At 69.7% G+C, this 20,872-nt stretch carries 12 protein-coding genes and 1 pseudogene; 8 read left to right on the top strand and 5 right to left on the bottom strand.

The window, feature by feature from the left end; genetic code table 11:
- Positions 1-13: 13 nt before the first annotated feature.
- From J2847_RS21415 to J2847_RS34965, 5 genes and pseudogenes are all read right to left on the bottom strand, one after another.
- A complete protein-coding gene (locus tag J2847_RS21415) occupies positions 14-1,387 on the bottom strand; it encodes an efflux RND transporter periplasmic adaptor subunit (RefSeq protein WP_209780870.1) in 1,374 nt (457 codons plus the stop codon).
- A gap of 22 nt (positions 1,388-1,409) precedes the next feature.
- Positions 1,410-2,210: an efflux RND transporter periplasmic adaptor subunit gene (locus J2847_RS21410; protein ID WP_325169457.1), complete on the bottom strand. Its 801-nt coding sequence runs from the start codon at positions 2,208-2,210 to the stop codon at positions 1,410-1,412.
- On the bottom strand, positions 2,207-4,219 hold the full coding sequence (locus tag J2847_RS21405; protein ID WP_209780868.1) for a TolC family protein: 2,013 nt from the start codon (positions 4,217-4,219) through the stop codon (positions 2,207-2,209). Before J2847_RS21405 ends, J2847_RS21410 begins: the two co-directional genes overlap by 4 nt.
- A gap of 77 nt (positions 4,220-4,296) precedes the next feature.
- Positions 4,297-13,227, bottom strand: a complete 8,931-nt coding sequence (locus J2847_RS21400; RefSeq protein ID WP_233474685.1) for an Ig-like domain-containing protein — start codon at positions 13,225-13,227, stop codon at positions 4,297-4,299.
- Positions 13,228-13,749: 522 nt separating this feature from the next.
- Positions 13,750-14,379: pseudogene (locus J2847_RS34965) on the bottom strand (DUF4347 domain-containing protein); the annotation flags it as partial.
- Positions 14,380-15,123: 744 nt separating this feature from the next.
- On the opposite strand from J2847_RS34965, the gene J2847_RS21395 reads away from it, so the two are divergent.
- The 8 genes from J2847_RS21395 (at position 15,124) to J2847_RS21360 (ending at position 20,428) form a co-directional block, all read left to right on the top strand.
- Positions 15,124-15,804 carry a phage tail protein gene (locus tag J2847_RS21395; RefSeq protein ID WP_209780866.1) on the top strand — a complete coding sequence of 227 codons (681 nt, stop codon included), beginning with the start codon at positions 15,124-15,126 and terminating at the stop codon, positions 15,802-15,804.
- Positions 15,804-16,124 carry a DUF6916 family protein gene (locus J2847_RS21390; protein ID WP_211114808.1) on the top strand — a complete coding sequence of 107 codons (321 nt, stop codon included), beginning with the start codon at positions 15,804-15,806 and terminating at the stop codon, positions 16,122-16,124. Before J2847_RS21395 ends, J2847_RS21390 begins: the two co-directional genes overlap by 1 nt.
- A gap of 197 nt (positions 16,125-16,321) precedes the next feature.
- Entirely contained in the window at positions 16,322-17,002 is a 681-nt protein-coding gene (locus J2847_RS21385) for a phage tail protein (protein ID WP_209780864.1), read from the top strand.
- On the top strand, positions 17,002-17,322 hold the full coding sequence (locus tag J2847_RS21380) for a DUF6916 family protein (protein WP_211114807.1): 321 nt from the start codon (positions 17,002-17,004) through the stop codon (positions 17,320-17,322). The genes J2847_RS21385 and J2847_RS21380 overlap by 1 nt, the downstream gene beginning before the upstream one ends.
- Before the next feature lie 71 nt (positions 17,323-17,393).
- Positions 17,394-17,936, top strand: a complete 543-nt coding sequence (locus J2847_RS21375; protein ID WP_209780862.1) for a GNAT family N-acetyltransferase — start codon at positions 17,394-17,396, stop codon at positions 17,934-17,936.
- 60 nt (positions 17,937-17,996) lie between these two features.
- Entirely contained in the window at positions 17,997-19,397 is a 1,401-nt protein-coding gene (locus J2847_RS21370; RefSeq protein ID WP_209780861.1) for a tetratricopeptide repeat-containing glycosyltransferase family protein, read from the top strand.
- A gap of 176 nt (positions 19,398-19,573) precedes the next feature.
- Positions 19,574-20,053, top strand: a complete 480-nt coding sequence (locus J2847_RS21365; RefSeq protein WP_209780860.1) for an RT0821/Lpp0805 family surface protein — start codon at positions 19,574-19,576, stop codon at positions 20,051-20,053.
- Between the two features lie 108 nt (positions 20,054-20,161).
- Positions 20,162-20,428: a hypothetical protein gene (locus J2847_RS21360; protein ID WP_209780859.1), complete on the top strand. Its 267-nt coding sequence runs from the start codon at positions 20,162-20,164 to the stop codon at positions 20,426-20,428.
- The last annotated feature ends 444 nt before the right edge of the window (positions 20,429-20,872 follow it).

The following is a 20,872-nucleotide window of genomic DNA, read 5'->3' as shown; positions in this document are numbered from 1 at the left end:
GGCGGTCGCGCGCTCAGATGCCCAGCGTCTGGCGCAGCAGGGCGAGCGGGCGGCGGAACAGGTAGAGGGCCAGCGGCACCCGCTCGCCCAGGATCTTGGCGGTGCCGCGCAGGCCGATGCGGGGCGGCGGCTGGCCGGGGTCGGCCTCCAGCGCCGCCTTGACCCGGTAGGACAGCACCCCCGCCGCCGAGAGGCCGGCCTCGTAGCTGGCGTGGGTCAGCCGGGCGCGCAGCGGGCGCAGCGGATCGACGTTCAGGAACAGCTCGACCCTCGACCCCTCCTCCAGCACCAGCGCGTCGCCGACCGCCACCTGGATGTCGATCTCCGGCGCCTGCGGGTCGGCCAGCGTCAGCACGCGCTCGCCGACCGCCACCGGCTTGCCGAGCCAGTCGTTGGTGTCGGTGAAGACGGCGAGCCCGGCGCGCTCCGCCCGCACCGTCACCCGGTCGAGCAGGTCGCGGGCAAGCCCCAGTTCGGCGCGGCGCAGTTCGACCTGGGCGCGGAGCTGGCCGACGCGCGCCTTGGTCTGCGGGTCGGCGAAGGCGGCCTGGGAGGCGGTCAGCAGCTCCGCCTCGGCCTGGGTCAGGCCCTTGGCGGCGACCTCGTGGCGGCTGCGCAGCACGGTGGCGTCGAAGCTGAACAGCGGCTGGCCGGCCGCCACCGTCTCGTTGGGCTGGACGTGGAAGCGTTCGATCACCCCGTCGAGCGGGGCGGCGACGATCACCGGGTCGCTGGCGCGGATCTCGGCCGGCGCCAGGGTCGACATGGGCACCGGCAGCGCGAGCACCCCGCCGGTCAGCGCCAGCGCCAGCAGCGGCAGCACCGCGCGCCGCGGCCCCGGCTTGCGCGCCCGCTTGCCGGCAAGCGCCCACCAGGCGTGGCCGTAACCCTCCGCCAGATGCCCAAGCAGCAGCAGCTCGCCGTCGGTCCACGGCTCGTCGCGGCCGAGCCACAGGCCGGCGCGCGGCACGCCGTCCGGCCCCGCCAGCGGGCACCACAGCGCCTGGGCCGGTCCCCACTCGCCCCAGGCGGCGCGCACGGGCGGGGGCAGCGCGGCGGGATCGACGACGTGGATGGTCCGGCCCTCCGGCCCGGCGGCGACGGCACGGGCGGCGTCCTCCAGCCAGCGGGCGAAGGGGGCGTTCGGCTCCAGCACCGCGATGTTCGACACCGCCTCCAGCGCCGGACGGTTGCGTCCGGGCGGAAGGGCCAGAAAGGCGGCCTGCCGGTAGGCGATCAGCCGGCGGGTCTGGTTGACGATGTGGTAGCGCAGCTCCGCCGCCGCCGTCAGCCGCCACGCCTGCCGCTGCAACTCCAGCAGAAGCAGCAGGCCGTTGACCGGGTTGGCGGCGGACGGGTTGATGCCGCTCATGCCCGGCTCGCTCATGCTGGATTCATCGGGGCCAAGCTCACGGAGTGGCGGCCGGCTTGGCGGGCAGGGAGGACAGCGCCTGAAGCGGGAAGACCGCGGTGCCGCTCATCCCGGCGGTCAGACCGGTGGCGGGGCCGTTGTCGCCGAGAAGCCGCGCGGTGACCTTCACCGACTGGCTGGCCGGATCGACCTTGGCGCCGGGCTGCACCACCTCGCCGGGCAGCGACGCCCCGGTTTCGTCCACCCGCAGGTCGAAGCGCTGACCCGGTTTCAGCCAGACCAGCCAGGACGACGGCACGATCAGCTCCACCTTGAGGTCGCGGTCGGACAGGATTTCCAGAAGCGGCGCCCCGGCGGGGACCGACTCGTGCTCCTGGATGCGCCGCTCGACCGCCCGCCCGTCGAAGGGCGCGCGGATCTCGCAGCGCTTGGCCTGGACGTCGTATTTGCGGACGTCGGCGCGGGCGACCTGCGCCTTGGCCTCGGCCAACTGGACCTCGGCCTCGCCGATCGAGCGCAGGCTGTTGAGCTTGCGGTTGACCCGCGCCGTCACCTCCGCCGCGTTCAACTGGGCGCGCGCGGCGTCCAGCTCGGCCTGATAGCTGGCGCAATCGAAGGCGATCAGCACCTCGCCGGCCTTGAAGCCCTGACCGGCCTCGACCCCCAGCCGGGCGATGCGGCCGGGGATTTCGGCCGACAGCACGGCGTGCCGCTTGGCCTCGACCAGCGCGCGGACCTGCCCCTGGGCGGCGTCCTGGGCCAGGGCCGCGCCGCCGGCCCAGCCGGGCAACGTTGCGGCGAGCGCCGCCGCGACGGCCGCCGCGACGGGACGGATCACGAGGCGGCCACGGCCGGGGCGCCTTGCATGGCGGAGACGGTTCGGACGGTGCATCGCTGCTGCTTACCCTTCACATCCTGACAGAAGCGCTCGGCGTCGGCGTGGTCGGTAAAGCCGCCCACGCGCAACTGGACGATCGGCCGGCCGCCGGCGCTGCGGCTGGTGGTGACGAACAACGCCCCCTTGCCGTCGGCCGCCGGACCCAACCGTTTGGCGAGTGTATCCCAATCGCTCTGCGCCATCCTGTGGCTTGTGTAGGCCCCGAGTTCCACCTGGATGACGGGGGAGAAGGCGGCGGCGACGGCCGGAGCGGTCTTCGACGGCCCGCTGGCCGGTCCGCTGGCGATCGGAGCGATCGTGATCGGCGCGGGTTTCGCTTCGGCGACCGGCGGGGTGGCGGGCGTCTCCGGCTTCGCCGGTTCGGGTTTGGCGGCTTCGGTCTTGGGATCGGCTCCCTTGGCGAGGTCCTTGACGCGCAGCGCGCTGTTGGCGCGCTCCTGCCAGGAGCCGAGCCCCTGGTCGACCGCCCGGGTCAGCGTCGCCAGATCGGCCGAGGGCACGGTTTCGGGCAGCGGATCGACACCGGCCGACACCATCACGCGGGCGTAGGCGTTGTGCAGGTCGGCGTAGACCAGATCGCGCCGCAGGTCCGACAGCAGCGCCGTCACCTCGGCCTGGATCACTCCCAGCTCGCCGATCTGCCCGGCGGTTCCGACGTTGGCGTACTGGGTGCGGATGCGCGTGTCGAGATCGGCCTGCTCGGCGGTCAGCCCGAATTCCTGGTTCAGCTCCCTGAATTGCAGCATCGCCACCCGCACCTGGCTCAACACCGCCATGCTCAGCGCCTGCCGGCGGAAGGTCACCAGCTCCTCCTGCGCGTTGGCGTAGGACAGCGTGCCGGGGGCCGAGACGAGGTTGATCAGGTTCCAGCTCACCCGCGCGCCGTAATCGGCCCAGCGCTGGTTCAGCAGGAAGCTGTTGCTGTCGTAGCGCAGCGCCGCGTTCAGCTCCACCCCCGGCAGCAGCTTCAGCATCGACCGCCACGTCTCGTCGGCCGAGATGCGTTGGTTGTAGCTCTCCTCAAGCAGCTCCGGCCGGTGCAGCAGCGCGTAGGTCTCCAGCGCCTCCACCGGGATCTCCAGCCGGGGCGGCGCCTTGGTGCCGTCCTTGGCCGGCAGCTCGACCTCGAAGGGTTCGCCCGGCGGCAGGCCCATCAGGGCGCCGAGCTGCGACTTGGCCGCGACCAGCTCGCGCCGCAGCGACTGCAACTGGCGCAGCGTCTCGACCAGCGAGCGGGTGTAGCCCAGCGCCTGCAACGGTGCCTGGACGCGCAGCGCCTCCAGCGTGCGGGCGTCGCGCCGGGCTCCTTCGATCCGCGCCTCCAGCGGGGCGATGCGCTCCAGCATCCGTTCGGCCGCCACCGCCCGCCAGTAGGCGGTGCGCACGTCCTGGAGGATGCCCTGGACGACGCGGCGGCGGCGCTCGTCGGCGATCAGCACGAGGTTGGCGTTCTGCCGCGCCCGCAGGTAGCTGACGCCAAAATCCAGCACGTTCCAGGTGAAGCCGAGATCGCCGACCCGGCGGTGCTTGTCGACCGCCGTGGTGCTCTCGCCGGTGCGCCGGCCGGTGGCGAGGTTCAGGCTCTCGGAACCGCTGTCGTTGTTGCGCCCGACATAGCCGGCCGATGCCACGACGCGCGGCAGCATGTCGTAATGCGACAGGTCGAGCTGCTGGCTGGCGACCGCCGTCTCCATGATCTTCACGCGTTCGTCGAGGTTGTACTTGATGGCCCGCGCCATCGCCTCGTGCATGGAGATCGCCCTGGTCACCGGCTCCTGCGGGGCGAACACGACGCTGAGATCCTTGCGCACGCGCGCCAGATTGTCCTCGGTCGTCAGCGGTTCCGGCGACACCGCGCAGCCGGCGGCGAGCAGCGAGGCGGACAGCGCGACGAGCGGAAACACCGAGGAGAGCGGGCGGCGGCGGAGGCGGGCGGACGGCATCTTCATGGGACGGTTGGATCCGTTTTGCGTTGGAGAGGCTGGGCGGGAGCGTTCGGAAAGGAAGACGGGAATCCGCGCCGCCATCAGGCGGCGCGGCTGCCGGGCAGGGTGTGGTTGGCGAGGGCGGCGAGCAGGGCCGAGGCTCCGGCCGGACCGCCATGGGCACGGGCGACCTGCTGGGCGAAGCCCGGCGCCACCCGGCCGACCGGCGCCGCGTCGGCCCGGTCGGCCGGCTTGCCGTCGGCTCCCGTGCCCTGCGGTGCGGTTCCGCCCGGCGCGTCGTCGCCGCCCTCGCCGCCCTCGGGTTGACCCTGCGGTTGCTGACCCTGCGGTTGCTGGTCCTGGGGTTGGCCCTGCGGTTCCCGGTTCTGGCCGTCGCCGGCCGGGGCGTTGCCCGGATTGGGGGTGGTGCGCTGGCCGTTGGTCCCCGGCCCCTGGGCGTTGCCGTTCTGCGGTGCGCCGGCCGAGGGCTGGAGGCCGGTGCGTGGGCCGATCGGTCCGGAGAATGGACTCTGCGCCCCGCCGATCACGCCTCCCAGACCGCTGCCCAAGCCGCCACCGAACCCGCCACCGAACCCGCCGGCCAGCGGGCTGCCGCCGCTGGAGCCGGTGCTGCCGCTGCCGCCCGACAGGCCGCTGGAGCTGCTGCTGGAGCCGCCGCTGTTCTGGCCGCCGACGCTGCCCAGCGTCACCGAGCGGCCGGCGTCGGTGCTGCTCGACGCGCCGCCGACGCTGCCCAACGTCACCGAGCGGCCGGCGTCGGTGCTGGCCGACGAGCCGCCGACGCTGCCCAGCGTCACCGAGCGGCCGGCGTCGGTGCCGGAGGATCCCATCATCGGGCCGTTCCCGCTGGCTGCGCCGCTTCCGCCCGGCAGGCTCGGCAGCGCGGTGGAGGTGCTGCCGGTGGAGCTGGAACCGGAAGAGGTGTTGGTCGACGGGCCATTGCCGGAGATCGTGGTCACCGGAGTCGCCGCCGGAGGCGGTGGCGGCACCGCGGTGGCGGGAACACTGACCGACACCGTCGTCGCCCCGCTTTCGTTGCCGGCCGCGTCGCGCGCCGACACCGTGATCGACCGGCTTGTCGCCGTGCCGCCGAAGCTGGGGTCGGCGGCGCTCGACCGCAGCCCGATCGCCCGCACCGCCGCTTGGTAGTCCGCCGCCGAGGCGACGCCCGACAGCACGATCCGGTTGCCGTCCCGGCTTGCCGTGATGCCGCCCGGCAGCGCGCCGATCACCAGCTCGTCGCCGGCCTGCGCGTTGGTCAGGCTGACCACCACCCGGTCCAGCGTGTTGGCGTCGGACAGCGAAATTCCGGCGCCGACCGCCACGGTCCCGCCACTGGTCAGGCTTGGCGACGTGCCGCCCGCCGTCACGGTCGGGGCTTGCGTGTCGATCGTCAGCACCAGCGCTTGGGACCGCTGCGTGCCGACGTTGCCGGCCGCGTCGGTGGCGCTGGCCTGCACCTGGTGGGTGCCGTCGGTCAGCGGGCTGTTCAGCGGCAGGTTCCAGACACCCGTCGCGTCGGTCCGCACGGTGCCGACCGCCGTGCCGTCGACATAGACGGTCACCGTGCCGTTGGGCGGGGCGATGCCGGTCAGCACCGGCCGGGTCGTGCTGGTCAGCCCGTCGGTGGCCGAGGCGCCGCTGTCGCCCGAGGCGAGCGTCGGAGCCGAGGGAGCGCCGGGCGCCGTGCTGCGGATCGTGAAGGTCTGGCTGGCCGACCGTCCGGTGTTGCCGGCCACATCGGTCGCTTCGGTCGCCACGCTGTGGTCGCCGTCGGCCAACGCGTCGGCGACGGTGAAGCTCCAGCGCCCGTCGGCCCCCGCCGTCGCCGTGCCGATCACCACCCCGTCGAGGATGACGCGGACGCTGCTGTTGGGCTCGGCGCTTCCGGTCAGGGTCGGGCGCGTCACGCCGGTGATGCGGTCGGTCGCCGAAACCCCGCTGTCGGAGCCGGGGGCGAGCGACGGCGTCGAGAGCACCGGCGGCGTGGCGTCGATGACCAGCGCCAGCGCCGGCGAGGCGGGGCTGACGTTGCCGGCCCGATCGGTCGCCGTGGTGGTGATCGAGTGGGCGCCGTCGGTCAACGGGTCGGTGACGGTGAAGCTCCACGCCCCGCCGGGACCGGCCGTCGTGGTGCCGCGGGCGACGCCGTCGATCATCACGGTGACGGTGGAGCCCGGCTCGGCGGTGCCGCCGATGGTCGGCCGGTCGACGTTGGTGAGCCCATCGGTGGCCGAGCTGCCGCTGTCCTGCCCGGCGGCGAGGACCGGGACCGACGGGGCGTCCGGCGCCAGCGTGTCGACCAGCACGCCCTGGGTGCCGGGGATGCCGCCCAGGGTCGCCGGCAGAGCCAGCCGGGCGGCGTCGGTGATGCTGGCGCCGTTCAGCGCCAGTTCCTTGACGGTGATGCCGTCGGCGTCGTTGTCGCCGGCCTGCACCACATAGTCGAAGCGCAGGGCCGTTCCGCTGCTCCCGGCCGGGTTGTAGACCGCCACGCGCTGGACGCCGCCGATGTCGAGCAGGATGGTCGGCGTGCCGTTGACGATGACCGCCTCGCTGAGCTGCACGGTGACGCTCAGCGTCTTGCCGACGGTGTAGGCCCCGTCGGCCGGGACGCTGACGCCGACGACGCTGGGCGGGGTGGTGTCGACGACGATGGCCTTGCCGCCGGCGAGCGAGGCGCCGCCGCCCGGCAGGGCCAGGGTGGCGGGGTTGCCGGTGGTGTCCGTGATCACTCCGCCGTTCAGGGCGAGGCTGCCGGCGTCGAGGTCGGCGGTGGTGTCGCCGGCCTGCACCACGTAGGTGAAGGTCAGCACGCTGCCGCCGGAGCCGCCGCTGTAGGTTGCGACGCGCCCGGTGTTGAGCGTCAGCGTCGGCGTGCCCGACACCGTCACCGCTTCCGAGAAGCTGACCTCGATGGTGATGGTGTCGCCGGTGCCGTAGGTGCCGTCGGCGGTCGAGGAGGACACCGCGGCGACCGTCGGGCCGACGCTGTCGATGCGCACGCCGGCGGTGGCGACGACGTTGGCCAGCGTCAGGGTCGCCGCGTTGCCGGCCGCGTCGGCGATGGTGCCGCCGCTCAGCGCCGAGCCGAGGACGATGCCGTCGGTGTCGAGCTTGCCGCTGCCCACCGTGTAGCGGAAGGTCAGCGCCGTGCCGCCCGAGCCCGACAGGTAGGTCGCCTGCACCACCTCGCCGTTGTCGAGGGTGATCGGCAGGGTCGGGGTGCCGGTGACGGTCACCGCCTCGCTGAAGGTGACGGTGAAGTCCATCGTCTGGCCGGTGGCGTAGGTGGCGTCGGCCGGAACCGCCACCGCCGTCACCGCCGGGGTGGTGGTGTCGATGACGATCGCCTTGTTGGCGCCCAGCGAGTTGGCTGCCCCCGGCGCCGCCAGCGTCAGGGTGGCGGCCATGCTGGTGGTGCCGTCGACGATGCTGCCGCCGTTCAGCGACAGCGCGGTGGTCGAGGCATAATCCAGGTCGGCGGAACTGTCGCCGGCCTGCACGGTGTAGGTGAAGCTCAGAGTCGTGCCGCCCGAACCGCCGGTGTAGGTCGCCGTCCGCCCGGTGCCGAGGCTCAGGGTCGGCGATCCGGTCACGGTCACCGCCCGGTTGAAGGTGACGGTGATCGTCACCGTGTCACCCGCCTTGTAGGTGCCGTCGGCGGTCGTCGCCGACACCGACGTCACGGTGGGGTTGACCACCGCCGTCAGAACCAGATCGTCGGAACCCGTGCCCGCCGCGTAGCTGACCGTGTAGAGGTCGCCGTTGGTGGTCAGGGTGCCGCCCTCGGCGAGGCTGGGGAAGGTTGTGCTGATGGGGCTGGAGCCGGTGTTGTTGATCACCGCGTAGGTGGTGTTGGTCGCCGCGTAGCCGTTCACGCGGGTGACGCTGATGAAGTTGTTGCCGGTGGTGCCGCTGCTGCTGCCGTTGATCGTGACGGTGCCGGAGACGCTGACCTTGTCGTAGCTGGATGCGCCGGCCAGCTCGATCGCCAGGATGCCGTTCATCGTCAGGTTGCCGCCGACGCTCAGCGTGCCGATGCCGTTGCTGCTTCCCGCGACGCCCGGCGCCAGGGTCGCCCCGCTGGCGACGGTCACGTTGCCGCCGATGGTTCCGGTGCCGCCCAGGGTCGCGCCGGACGCCACCGACACGGCCCCGTTGCCGAGGCTGCCGGTGAGGAGCAGCGTGCCCGCCGACACCGTGGTGCTGCCGGTGTAGGTGTTGGCGTTCGACAGGGTCAGCGTCCCGCTGCCGGTCTTGGTCAGGTTGTTGCCGGAGATCACGCCCGACAGGGTGACGGCGGCGGATGTGTTGACCGTGGCGTCCTGGCTTCCGATGACGATGCCGTTGTCGATCGTCCCGGCTCCGGTCACGGTCAGCGTGCCGCCGTTCAGCGTCAGCGTGCCGCCGCCCAGGTTGCCGTCGCCCGCCACGACCAGCGTTCCGCCATACTGCACGGTCGTGGTGCCGGTGTAGGTGTTGGCGCCCGACAGGGTCAGCGTTCCGGTGCCCTCGGTGATCAGGCTGCCGCTGCCCGAGATCACGCCGGAGACCTCGTTGCTCGTGTTGTCCGCCGTGGTCAGGACCGCGTTGAGCACCACCGAACCGGCCCCGGCGATCGAGGCGATCGCCTCGTCCTTCTCCACGGTGAAGGTCGCGCCCGCGGCGACCGTGACCGTGGACGTGTCGTCGATCGCGCTTGTGGCGCTGTTGGCGGTCAGTCCGCCGGCCGAAATGGTGGTGGCGCCGCCGTAGGTGTTGTGCCCGGTCAGCGTCAGCGTGCCGTTGCCGGTCTTGGTCAGCCCGGCGACCGGCCCCGAGATGTTGCCCGACACGGTGACGGCGGCATCGGTCCGGATGGTGCTGTTGGCGGTCAGGGTGATGGTGTTGTCGATGGTGGTGGCGCCGGTGACGGCCAGGGTGCCGCCTTGCAGAGTCACGGTGCCGGTGCCAAGGTTGCCGTCGCCGGCCACCGCCAGCGTGCCCGTCTTGATGGTGGTGCCGGCGTAGCTGTTGGTGCCCGACCCCGACAGCGTCAGCGTTCCGCCCCCGTCCTTGGTGAGGGAGGTGCCGCCGGACACCGTGCTGGTGACCGTCGCGGTCTTGTCGCTGGCGACGATGACGGTGGCGCTTCCCGCCAGTTGGATGGCGCTGCCGCTGACGGTCACGCCGCTGGTGGTGCCGAAGTCCAGCGTGTCGCCGCTTCCAAGCGTCACGTTGCTGCCCAGCGTGATGCTGCTGCTGTCGGCGATCGCGATGACGATGGTGTCGGGGGTGCCGGTCTGCGCCACGCTGCGCGCCAGCGCCTCGCGCAGGGAGAAGCCGTCGGCGGCGTTGCCGTTGCTGTCGTCGGTGGCCTGGTCGACGTAGATGGTGCTGCTGGTCACCGTGACGTCGGCGTCGGTGGTGTTGCCGCTGCCGTCGGACAGCGCGAAGCGGATGGTGGCGTTGCCGTAGGGCGTGTCGTTGGCGTAGAGGACGTTTCTCATCACCGTCTGCACCAGTGCCGAGGTGGCGTTGGCGTTGAAGGTGATGGTCAGGACACCGCCGCTGTTGGTGGTGACGTTGCCGAAGATCACGGCACCGCTGTCCTTCAGGGTGGTGCCGTCGACGGTGAAGCCGGATCCGTTGAGCGAGAACACGTCCTTGGCGGTGGCGTCGGCGCTGCCGCCGGTCACCCGCTGCACCGTCAGCGAGCCGCCGCCCCAGCCGACGCTGTTGTTCTCGGCATCGGACACCGTGGCGTTGCCGCCGAGATCCAGCGCCACCGTGTTGCCGGCCCCGGCCCAGGCGACGCTGTCGGCGGCCAGGTTGCCGATCACGGGCGCGGCGTTGTAGGTGACGTTGAAGCTGTGGGTCAGCGTGGTGACGGGGTTGCCGGCGGTGTCCTTCACCGGGTTGGCGCCGAGCGCGACGCTGTAGGAGCCGGCGTCGGTCGCCGAATTCCACGCGCTGTTCGGGGTGACCGTGTAGGTCACCGTGTTGCCGGACACGCTGGTGTTGGTGACGGTGAGCGCCGCCGGTCCCGTGATCGTGACGTTGCTGGCCGACACGGTCGAGGCGTCGATGTTTTCCGAATAGGTCACGGTGACGGTGAAGGCGCTGCTTCCCGACGGGCTGCTCAGGGTCGGCCGCGTCACCGAGGTGGTCGGTCCGGCGGTGTCGAGCGTGACGGTCAGCGATCCGCCGGCGTTGCCGACGTTGCCGGCGGCGTCGGTGACCCGGGCCGTGAAGATTTTGGCGCCGTCCGCCCCGAGATCGCCGCTCGTCACCGTGAAGTCGACATAGCCGTTGCTGATGTCGGTGGCGTCCAGGACCTTCGCTGTCGCGTGGGTCAGCGCGCCGCCCCCCAGCAGCAGTTCCAGCGTGTCGCCCGCCACGGCGTTGGTGGCGTTCAGGGAGACGCGCAGCACCGGGGCCGTCGCGCTGGTGATCGCGTCGGAGGAGGAGGAGCCGGTGTCGCTGCCCGATGCCAGGGCGATGGCGGTGCCGGGGGCGCCGGGAGCGGTGTTGTCCAGCTTGTGGAGCCGCTGGTCGGTCCCGGTCGGGGTGGTCGCGGTCAGGGCGTTGCCGGCGCTGTCGGTGATGCCCTGGTTGTTTGCGAAGCCGAGGGACACGTCGCCGTTGTAGCCGGCGAGGTCGCCCCCCGACACCGTCACGTCGTAGGCGTTTCCACCCACCGAGGTGACGCTGGTGACCGTGGCGGTGGTCCCGGACACCGAGAAATCCGAGGCGCTGGGCGTGGCGGCCAGCGCCTCGGAGAAGGTGACCCGGTACACCAGCGTGTCGGCGTTGGTGTGGAGGGTGGACGGGGTCTGCCAGGTGATCGAGGTCACGGTCGGCGCCACGCCGTCCACCCGGACTCCGCTCGTGCCCGGAGCGGTAAAGGCCAGCGTCATGGCGTTGCCGGCGGCATCCGCCAAGGTGCCGCCGTTCAGCTCGAGCGCGCCGACCGTGATGCCGTCGGCGTCCAGATCCCCCGTCTGGATGGTGTAGCTGAACACCAGCGCCGTGCCGCCGCCGCCCGACTGGTAGGTGGCGTAGACCGTGCTGGAACCGATGGTCAGCGCGATTCGCGGCGTCCCGGTGACGGTGATGTTCTCCGGTGCGTTGATCGTGAAGCTCAGGGTTTGGCCGGCGCGATAGGTCGCGTCGGTCGGCACGCCGACCGAACTCACGGTGGGCGCGGTCCGGTCGTAGGTGATGGAGCGGGTCGCCTGGGTGGCGGCGTTGCCCGCCACGTCCGACACGTCGGCGGTGACGGTGATGGAACCTTCGCTCAGCGCCTGCACCTCGCCGCTCGTCAGGGTTGTCGACCAGCCGTTGGACGACACGGTGACCGTCTTGGTCACGGTCCCGATGTGGACCGTCACCGTCTGGCCGTCCTCCACGCCGGAGGTGGTGCCCTGGATCGTGACCGCCGAGTCGTCCTCGGTGCCGTTGATCCGGTCGTCGGTGGCGATCACGGAGATTCCGATGGTCGGCGCCGTGGTGTCGATCGTCAGGCTGGTGGCGGTGGAGGCGGCGCTGGGCTGGCCGCCGATGGTCTGGATCGCCTTGATGTTGGCGTAGGTGCCTTCCGGGATCGCCGACCCGACGGTCAGCGAGATGCTGGTGCCGCCGGCGGTGCCGCTGGCGAGCTCCTCGCCCGCGTCCACCACGCCGTTGTTGTTGGCGTCGTTGAACAGCGTGACGGTGGCGCCGTTGCTGACGCCGGTGACGGTGAAGGTGGGCGTGGCGACGTTGGTCTTGCCATCGCCGCTGGCGCCGCTGTCCGACGCGGAGTCGAGCGTCGGTGTGCCGGGCGCGGCCGGCGCGGTGGTGATGGTGACCATCGCCGGACTGGACATCATGTTGTTCAGGTTGTCCACCGCCACCATGTAGACGTCGTAGGCGGTGCTGGCCGACAGCCCGGTGACGGCGCTGAAGCTGCTGGTGTAGGGGCCGGAGGCGACCGCTTGGCTGTTTGCCGCCAACGGCGTCGTGTCGCTGGCGTTGTGGCCGGCCACCACTTGGGCGGCGCTCGGCGCCGTGGCGCCGCTGGCGACCACCACGTAATAGATCGTCCCGGCCTCGTCGATGCTCGCCGACGGGGTGAATCCGGAGACGGTGACGCTGACCGCCGATGGGAGGACGTCGAAGCTGGGGGCGGCCGAATCCACCTTGACGTTCGTCAGGCTGCCGAGATTGTTCAGCGTCGTCGTGAGGTCGGAATGGTTGGTGGTGATTTCCTGCAACGTGCCATTGTTGGGTTGCAGGGCGCCGGTGACGCTGATGCCGTCGGTGTCCGACAATCCGCTTTCCACGGTGTACGTGAACTTCAAGGCGGTGGCCGTGGAACCGCTGGCGGTGTATTGCGCGTATTTCACGGTGCCGCCGATGTCGAGCGCCAGCCGCGGCGTTCCGGTGACCGTGACGCTTTCCGAGGTGTTGACGGTGAAGGTCAGGACGTCGCCGGCCTTGTAGGTGCCGTTCGACGGCACCGACACCGACAGGATCACGGGTGCATCGTCGACGACCGTGATGTCTGCGAAGTCGGCCGCGGTTGAGAAGGCGGTGGCGTTGCCGGTCGTGACCGTGGATGTCTTGCTGCCCGCTGTGCCCGACGTCTGGTCCCAGGCGCGGAAGGAGATGGCGTTGGTGATCGTGCCGGTGTAGTCGGTGTTGGCCTTGAAGAACAGCCGGGTGTTCGCATCCGCCGCCAGCAGCAGGGAGTTCGCTGCGTTGACGGTGCCGACCGCCGACCAGTTCGCGCCGCCGTCGGTCGTGTAATACCAGGTTCCGTTGCTGTTGGCCGTGCCGGTCAGGGCAATCCCGGTCACCGCGCCGGCGTTGCTGTCCGTGACGTTGCCGGGCGTCCCGCCAATGCTGACCAAGCTGGACACCAAGGTGCCCACCGCGCCCGTCGGGGTGGAGACGGCCGCCGACTGGTTCTCGTTTGTCAGAACCGGAGTCTTGTTGGCGTCGAGAACAGGGGCGACGTTGGGTTCCACATAGAAATTGCTCAAGGACAAATCGGTGTAGGTGACGCCCGACAAGAAGAATTGATAAAGATTGATCCCGTCATAAATAACGGCAATCGTTCCGTCTGTCCCATTCGAATATGTGGTGGACGCGGAGCCTGATTGGAGTTTTCCAGGAGTAACCACGACAATTGGATCTGCCGAAGCTCTTGATCCATTGTCTGGAGCCAGATAGGTTGCTTGTTTCTCGAATGCAAACGTGGAAACATCAAAATCAGCTATATAGCTGCTGAATGACATTTTGTCAGTGTTGGCTTGGAAATCTATAATAATGTTTTTTATCGTCAACTGGTCCGGTGTAGCGCCTGAGTTATCGTTCACGATAGTTCCGCGACTAAACTCCCCATTGGATGTGTAGTCGACGACAAATACATCGCTACCCGCAGTCCCATTCACCGTTATCCCGGCGTTTGGGGTTGCTTCGGGGGCGACGGTGACATTGGCGAGCAGATGGTCGTAGCCGGTGAGATCACGGAATGCGACATTCGTTTCGATGTCACCGACGGATCGCTCGAGCTGCCAGTTCCCCTCCAGCGCGGAGGCGCCCGTCCTGTCCGTCGAAGCGGCGACATCGGCGCCGGTCAGAGACGCCAAATTCCCGATGAGAGTCAGTCCATCGCCCCCTTTGGCGATGTCGCAGCCGTAGACCAGCAGGTCGCCATCAGAGGTGAGGGCGCCGCCGATGGTGGCGAGGTCGGCGCCGTGGGCGGCCACGGTTGATTCGTTGAGCGTAGCGGTGCCGAGATAGACATACCCTTCCGCGCCGTGGCTGACGATGTGAATGGCGTCATAACCGCTGTGGGTCTGTGCCCACTGAGCCATCTGCGACAAGCCGTCCTTGGTCGAATCGAGCAGAACCACTTCCACGCCGGCCTTCGCGCCGTCGATCAGGGTCTGATAATCGGCGACGTCGGATTCGACGAAGACGACTTCCTTTCTGCCGCCGTTCAGCGCCGGGTCGGCTGCACGGATTTCCACGGGGGCGACCGGGGCGGTGGCTGGGGCGGCGGCGGCCGCGAGCGCGTCGGTCTGCGGCTGGTCGGCGGAATGGGCGGTGTCGTGCGTGGCGGCGGCCGGGTCGGCGGCGTGGTCGGCCGCCGCGGGGTCGGCGGTGGCTGCCCCGGCGGCATCGAACATGAAGCGCGGTTCCAACGCGAAGGCCAGGGGCGGCCTGGTTCCCGCCGTCCGGGCCGGGCCACGCGAGGTTTCGGGTTTCGCTTCGCTCGCGAACAGCGTGAACATCGACTTCATGGCATCGCCCGCCGGTAGCCAGGGAACAAAAGACTTCAAACCAAGCGTTGATTTATAGAAAAGCCGCGCGTTGCATGCAACATACAGATATACGACAAACTGTGCCAAATTGCAGCGTAACGCGGGTATGGCGATCGAAGGTGCACATTTATCCTTCAGGTCGCTTGTGACAAATTTCACGTCGTGCGTGAGGCGGGCGGGCTTCGCCGCAGCACCAGCGAGCGGCGCTCCGGCCCGTGGCTGCGCAAGGTGGCGACGTCTCCATGGCCGGGGGCGGGTGTTCCCGTATCGCTCCGCCGTCAGCCGTCCGCGTGTGAAGAACCGTCGGAGAACCGGGCGGTTTCCGGGCAGTTGCAGGTTGTGCCTGCCACTAGAAGTATATTGAAACGAAATGAATCAGGTTCATCGAGGCCTCATGGCTGTTTCGTAACATCTTGCAGAATGTATTCTTGCTGCATCGCAATGGCTGTGTCCTGCGGATCGTTTGGGAAGAAACGTGGTAAAACCTGTCGACTTTTTAAATTTCCAATGATATCCCGAATATGCACGATCCAAGGGAAATCCAAGGGTCGCCGACGCCATCAAAATTGTCTTAATGGCTTTCCGGTATCAATTTGGGAGGGGTTTCGCATGGATATGACCATCGGTATGATATTCGTCGTCGCCTTCGATTGGGCGCCGCGGGATACGGCCTACTGCCGGGGGCAGACCGTGTCCGTGAACCAGAATCAGGCCCTCTTCTCCCTGCTGGGCTTCCGGTACGGTGGCGACAACGCCTCCAACTTCGGCATTCCGGATCTTCAGGGCCGGGTGCCGATCGGCACTGGCACCACCACCTGGAGCCCCCTCCCCACGGGCCAGAAGGGCGGCAACGCCAGCGTCACCCTCTCGCAGGCGAACCTGCCGGTCCACACCCACGGAGCCAGCTTCACCCCTGTCGTGAGCCCGACGACCATCGAGTTTCCGGCGGTCGCGGGGAACCTGTCCGTCGCCGGGACCATGGAGGCGACCACCAACACGACCGCCACGAACATTCCCGGCGGCTCCAACACCTGGCTGGGCGCTCCCTCGTCGACCAGCATCAAGATGTATGGCCCGGCCGGCGGAACCAACGTGCCGCTGTCCGGCCTGACGATGAGCGTGTCCGGCTCTCCCAGCCTTCCCAAGCAGACCACCACCATCAACAGCGTCGTCGGCGGCTCGGTGGCCATCGGTTCCGCCGGTGGCTCGGCCGCCGTCTCGCTCATCCAGCCCTTCCTCGCGCTGAACTTCGTCATCGCCATGCAAGGCATTTACCCGAACCGCCCGTGATGGAACTGCACCTCCTGTCCGCCGCCGTCTTCGCGCCCCACCTGAACACCGTCTTCACGATGGTTTCGGAGGACGGGCTCGAGATCGCGGCGACCCTGACCGACTGCCAGGAGAGGCCGCGCAGCACCATGCGCGGCAGCCCGCGGACGGCCTTCGACCTCGTTCTGGAATGCCCGGCGGAGGGGTTGCCCTTCTTCAACGGCGCCGCCTTCACGCTCCGCCATCCGGTGGTCGGGAGCCTCGGGCCGCTGCATGTGGAGCGGATCCTCACCGCTCCCGCCGACGCCGGGACGGCCTGCTTCCAGATCATCTTCAACTGACGCCGCAACCGGCGCCGTCCGCTCCGCCGCCGGCGGGACGGACGGCGCCCCAACCAGGGAACAGCCGACGCATGACCGTGGCCGTTCCGGCGCTTCGCCGTGCGGCAAGGAACCGCGGGGAAACCAGGGGGCTGAAGCCGGCGTCACGGACATCGTCTTGACTGATTTTCTTATCGTCAATGCTGGAGGGCTTGTGCATGGATATGACCATCGGAATGATCTTCATCGTTCCCTGGGACTGGGCACCACGTGGGACGCTGCTTTGCGCGGGGCAGATCCTGTCCACCCGCCAATACCAGGCCCTCTTCGCCCTGCTGGGCGGCACCTATGGTGGTGACCACTTCAACACCTTCGGCATTCCGGACCTCCAGGGGCGCGCGCCGGTCGGCACCGGCACCGCCACCTGGAGCAACCTCCCCACGGGCCAGGCGGGCGGCGACGCCAGCGTCACCCTCTCGCAGGCGAACCTGCCGGCCCACACCCACGGAGCCGGCTTCACCCCTGTCGTGAGCCCGACGACCATCGAGTTTCCGGCGGTCGCGGGGAACCTGTCCGTCGCCGGGACCATGGAGGCGACCACCAACACGACCGCCACGAACATTCCCGGCGGCTCCAACACCTGGCTGGGCGCTCCCTCGTCGACCAGCATCAAGATGTATGGCCCGGCCGGCGGAACCAACGTGCCGCTGTCCGGCCTGACGATGAGCGTCTCCGGTTCCCCCAGCCTTCCCAAGCAGACCACCACCATCAACAGCGTCGTCGGTGGCGCGGTGAGCATCGGTCCCGCCGGTGGCTCGGCCGCCGTCTCGCTCATCCAGCCCTTCCTCGCGCTGAACTTCGTCATCGCCATGCAAGGCCTTTATCCGAACCGCCCGTGATGGAACTGCACCTCCTGTCCGCCGCCGTCTTCACGCCCCACCTGAACACCGTCTTCACGATGGTTTCGGAGGACGGGCTCGAGATCGCGGCGACCCTGACCGACTGCCAGGAGAGGCCGCGCAGCACCATGCGCGGCAGCCCGCGGACGGCCTTCGACCTCGTTCTGGAATGCCCGGCGGAGGGGTTGCCCTTCTTCAACGGCGCCGCCTTCACGCTCCGCCATCCGGTGGTCGGGAGCCTCGGGCCGCTGCATGTGGAGCGGATCCTCACCGCTCCCGCCGACGCCGGGACGGCCTGCTTCCAGATCATCTTCAACTGACGCCGCAACCGGCGCCGTCCGCTCCGCCGCCAGCGGGACGGACGGCGCCCCAACCAGGGAACAGCCGACGCATGACCGGCTTTACCGGAGCCTTCACCTTTCCCGGCAATCTGGGGGCGCGTTTCGCGACCCCGTCCGACGAGGATTTCCTTCTCCAGCTGTTCATCGAGGCCCGCCCCTGGCTCTCCTGGGCGGAAGGCAGCCGGGATTTCCTGCGCATGCTGCACGAGCAGCAGTACGCGACGATGCGGGCCGGGCTGGAGAGCCTCTATCCCGAACACATCGACCTCGTCATCGAGAAGGCCGGCGACCGCGTGGGCCGGTTGACGGTCGATCTCGGTTATTCCGACTGGCGGGTGTCCGAGCTCCAGATCTCGATCGGGGCTCGGGGCAGGGGCATCGGCTCCGACGTGCTGCGCGGTCTTCAGATGGCGGCGACCGGCCTGCTGCTGCCGATCACGCTGTCCACCCCGATGATGGGTTCGCATGGACGGCAGGTCTATGAACGGCTGGGGTTCCGGGTGACGGACGTCACCCCTCCGCTCTACCAGATGGCCTGGTTCCCCCAGGGGCATCCGGCGGCGGCCCCGGCCGGTGCGGCGGTGCCGGCATGATATCCCCCGGCCCGGTCGTCCCTGGCTCGTTCTCCCGGCGAAGGCGGCATGGGGACGCCGATGCTTGACCCGCTTCCCTGGCCGGGACTCGTTTCGGACGGCGTGGCGACGAGTGCGCCGGCGCCGGAATCGGCACCATCCGTTCCGGTCCATCCGTGGCACCGGCTGGTGGGGGATCCGGCCGACGCCGACGCTTGGATCCTCTTGGGCGCGATGCCGGATCAGACCGGCGACCGGGCTGCCCTCTGCCACCGCCGCGCCCTGGTCGTCGATCCCACCCGGGAACTGGCCTGGGCCCATCGGGCGGCGGGCCTGACGGCGCGGGGCCGCCACGCCGAGGCCGTCGCCTGCAACCGGGTGGCGGTCGCCCTCTGGCCGGACAGTCCGCTGGCCAGCCTCAACCTCACCAACACGCTCTACCGGGCCGGCGATTTCGACGAGGAACTGGCGGTGCTGGCGCGGCTGGTCCGGCTGGAGCCCGACAACCCGGTCATGCGGTGGGGGCGGTCGCAGATCCGCCTGCACCGGGCGGATTACGAGGGTGGTTTCGCCGATTACGAATCGCGCTATTGGCTGCCCGAATATGTCTATCGCCTTCATCGGGGGCCGCGCTGGGACGGGGCGCCGCTGGACGGCAAGTTCATCATGGTGACGCTGGAGCAGGGATTCGGCGACACGCTGCTGATGGCCCGCTACCTGCCGATGCTGAAGGCGCTGGGCGCGCGGCGCGTGATGGTCGAACTGCGCGACGAACTGCGCCGCCTGTTCGCGGGGATGGAGGGGGTGGACGCCTTCATCGCGGAAAACGCGGCGCCGACGCCGCTCTACCACGTCCACAGCTCGATCATGAGCCTGCCGCTCCGCTTCGGCACCCGCTTCGACAGCGTGCCGCCTCCGGTGCGGTTGGCCGTCCCGGAGGAGGCGCGCGCCAAGGCCGCCCGCCTGTTGGGGCCGGACGACGGCCGGCTGCGGGTCGGCGTCGTCTGGTCGGGCAACGCCGCCTTTTCGAGCAACGCCATCCGCGCCACCACCCTCGACCGGTTCCTGCGCTTCCTGGAGGTGCCGGGCGTCGCCGTCTACAGTTTGCAGAAAGGGCCGCCCGAGGAGGAGCTTGGCAGGCTGCCGCCGGGCACGCCGATCGTCCCGCTGGGGCCTGAGCTGGAGGATTTCGCCGACACGGCGGCGGTGGTCGAGCGGCTCGACCTGGTGATCATGACCGACAGTTCGGTCGCCCATCTCGCCGGATCGCTGGGCACGCCGGTGTGGAACCTGCTCCAGCACGTGCCTTACTGGGTCTATGGCCGGTCGGGGACGACGACGCCCTGGTACCCGTCGATGCGCCTGTACCGCCAAGGCCCCGACGAGGATTGGGAGCCGGTGTTCGAGGCGGCGCTGCGCGACCTGCGCGCCCTGGCCGGACGGCGCGCGGTCCTCCCCCGGCCGGGCGGGAGCGGCGCCTGATCGTTGCGCCGCTTGGGGCGCCGTTCGGGGCGCCGTTCGGGGCGCGGTCCCCGGCCCGAATCGGCTGCCGGCCGCCGTGCCCCATTGACCCGCGGTGCGTGCCCGTGTGTCATACGGAACCACAGTGCCGCCATGCCGAGGCCGGCGCGTAGGCATGCCCATCACGAGGTTCTTCGATGCGCTCCACCCTGTCCGCCGCTTTGATCGCCACTCTGCTCGCCACCACGCTGGCCGGTTGCCAGACCGGCTCGATGGGCACCAAGGAAGGGGTGGGCACCGTCGGCGGCGCCGTGGCCGGCGGCCTGATCGGGTCGCGTTTCGGCGGCGGCTCCGGGAAGCTGGTGGCGGTCGGCGTCGGCACGCTGCTGGGCGCTTTTGTCGGCCGGGAGATCGGTTCCTCGCTCGACAGGGCCGACCAGCAATACGCCAACCAGGCGGCGGTGCGCGCCTACAACTCGCCGATCGGCCAGCCCATCCGCTGGAACAACCCGCAGTCCGGCAACCAGGGCACCATCGTTCCGGTGCGCGACGGTTACGCCGAGGGTGGCGCCTATTGTCGCGAGTTCCAGCAGACCATCGTGGTCGGCGGGCGCAGCGAGCAGGCGCATGGCACCGCCTGCCGGCAGCCCGACGGGTCCTGGAAGATCGTCGGCTAGCCTCGTCGCCCCATCCTCTCCGGTGCCGCGTCCGTCGGCATGCCGCGCAACCTTCCGCCCCACCGGCGGTTGACGCGGGCATGACTGGAACCCGGACGGAGGTTGACGATGAGCGGGGCAAGCAAGGACGTCACGGTGGTCGCGGAGAATGGCAGCTTCCGGTTGGTCGCCTGCCAGGGCCGCTACGCGGTGGTCGAGACACGCGGCGGCCGGGTCTACGGCGTGCCGACCGACGAGGCCGGCGGGCGTGACGGCGCCCCCGACGACGGCGAGGGCGTCACGGCGGTCGCCCGTTGGACCGGCGAGGCCGACGCGCGGGCCCTGCTGGCTGACCTCGCCACGCGCGGCGACCAACTGGCCCGCGCTTTGCGCTAGGCGGGATCACCGCGCCGGGGGCGGGGCATGGGCGCCCGCTCCCGTTTTTCCCATGTCTGCACGGGCCGGTCGCTGCGGCCGGCGATGACCCCGTTTCATTCAGTCGAAACCGAACCAATCGAAACCGGGCCAATCGAAACCGGACCAGCGGAACTGGGACCGGGCGGGAGTTCGGTGGATCGCGTCCGCCCGTCCCATCATTTTGAAGCAAATGCAAAAAATGTCGTTGAGTGGAATTTATCCAGCTTCCTCCGAACAAGGATTTTGCTTGGAGGAAAGTACGGGATAATTTTTTCTCTGAATGGAATATGGCGATTGACGTACTCCGCCCATGCACGGAACCATCGGCCCACGGCTGGTGAGGCTTAACGTCGCAGACAGGAACAACCTCCGCAAGGCACCCCCCGATCGCCGAGCCGGTAGCCGGGTTGCGTCCGTGCGTGC

The organism is Azospirillum agricola, from assembly GCF_017876095.1.
GTDB lineage: Bacteria > Pseudomonadota > Alphaproteobacteria > Azospirillales > Azospirillaceae > Azospirillum > Azospirillum agricola.
The sequence above is the reverse complement of the archived record's forward strand: the minus strand, read 5'-3'. Positions and strand labels throughout refer to the sequence as shown.

What these genes read in the sequence shown, in the direction of transcription:
- J2847_RS21415 (WP_209780870.1), bottom strand. Translation starts at nt 1,387, where the DNA reads ATGAGCGAGCCGGGCATGAGCGGCATCAACCCGTCCGCCGCCAACCCG.
- J2847_RS21405 (WP_209780868.1), bottom strand. Translation starts at nt 4,219, where the DNA reads ATGAAGATGCCGTCCGCCCGCCTCCGCCGCCGCCCGCTCTCCTCGGTG.
- J2847_RS21395 (WP_209780866.1), top strand. Translation starts at nt 15,124, where the DNA reads ATGGATATGACCATCGGTATGATATTCGTCGTCGCCTTCGATTGGGCG.
- J2847_RS21390 (WP_211114808.1), top strand. Translation starts at nt 15,804, where the DNA reads ATGGAACTGCACCTCCTGTCCGCCGCCGTCTTCGCGCCCCACCTGAAC.
- J2847_RS21385 (WP_209780864.1), top strand. Translation starts at nt 16,322, where the DNA reads ATGGATATGACCATCGGAATGATCTTCATCGTTCCCTGGGACTGGGCA.
- J2847_RS21380 (WP_211114807.1), top strand. Translation starts at nt 17,002, where the DNA reads ATGGAACTGCACCTCCTGTCCGCCGCCGTCTTCACGCCCCACCTGAAC.
- J2847_RS21375 (WP_209780862.1), top strand. Translation starts at nt 17,394, where the DNA reads ATGACCGGCTTTACCGGAGCCTTCACCTTTCCCGGCAATCTGGGGGCG.
- J2847_RS21370 (WP_209780861.1), top strand. Translation starts at nt 17,997, where the DNA reads ATGCTTGACCCGCTTCCCTGGCCGGGACTCGTTTCGGACGGCGTGGCG.
- J2847_RS21365 (WP_209780860.1), top strand. Translation starts at nt 19,574, where the DNA reads ATGCGCTCCACCCTGTCCGCCGCTTTGATCGCCACTCTGCTCGCCACC.
- J2847_RS21360 (WP_209780859.1), top strand. Translation starts at nt 20,162, where the DNA reads ATGAGCGGGGCAAGCAAGGACGTCACGGTGGTCGCGGAGAATGGCAGC.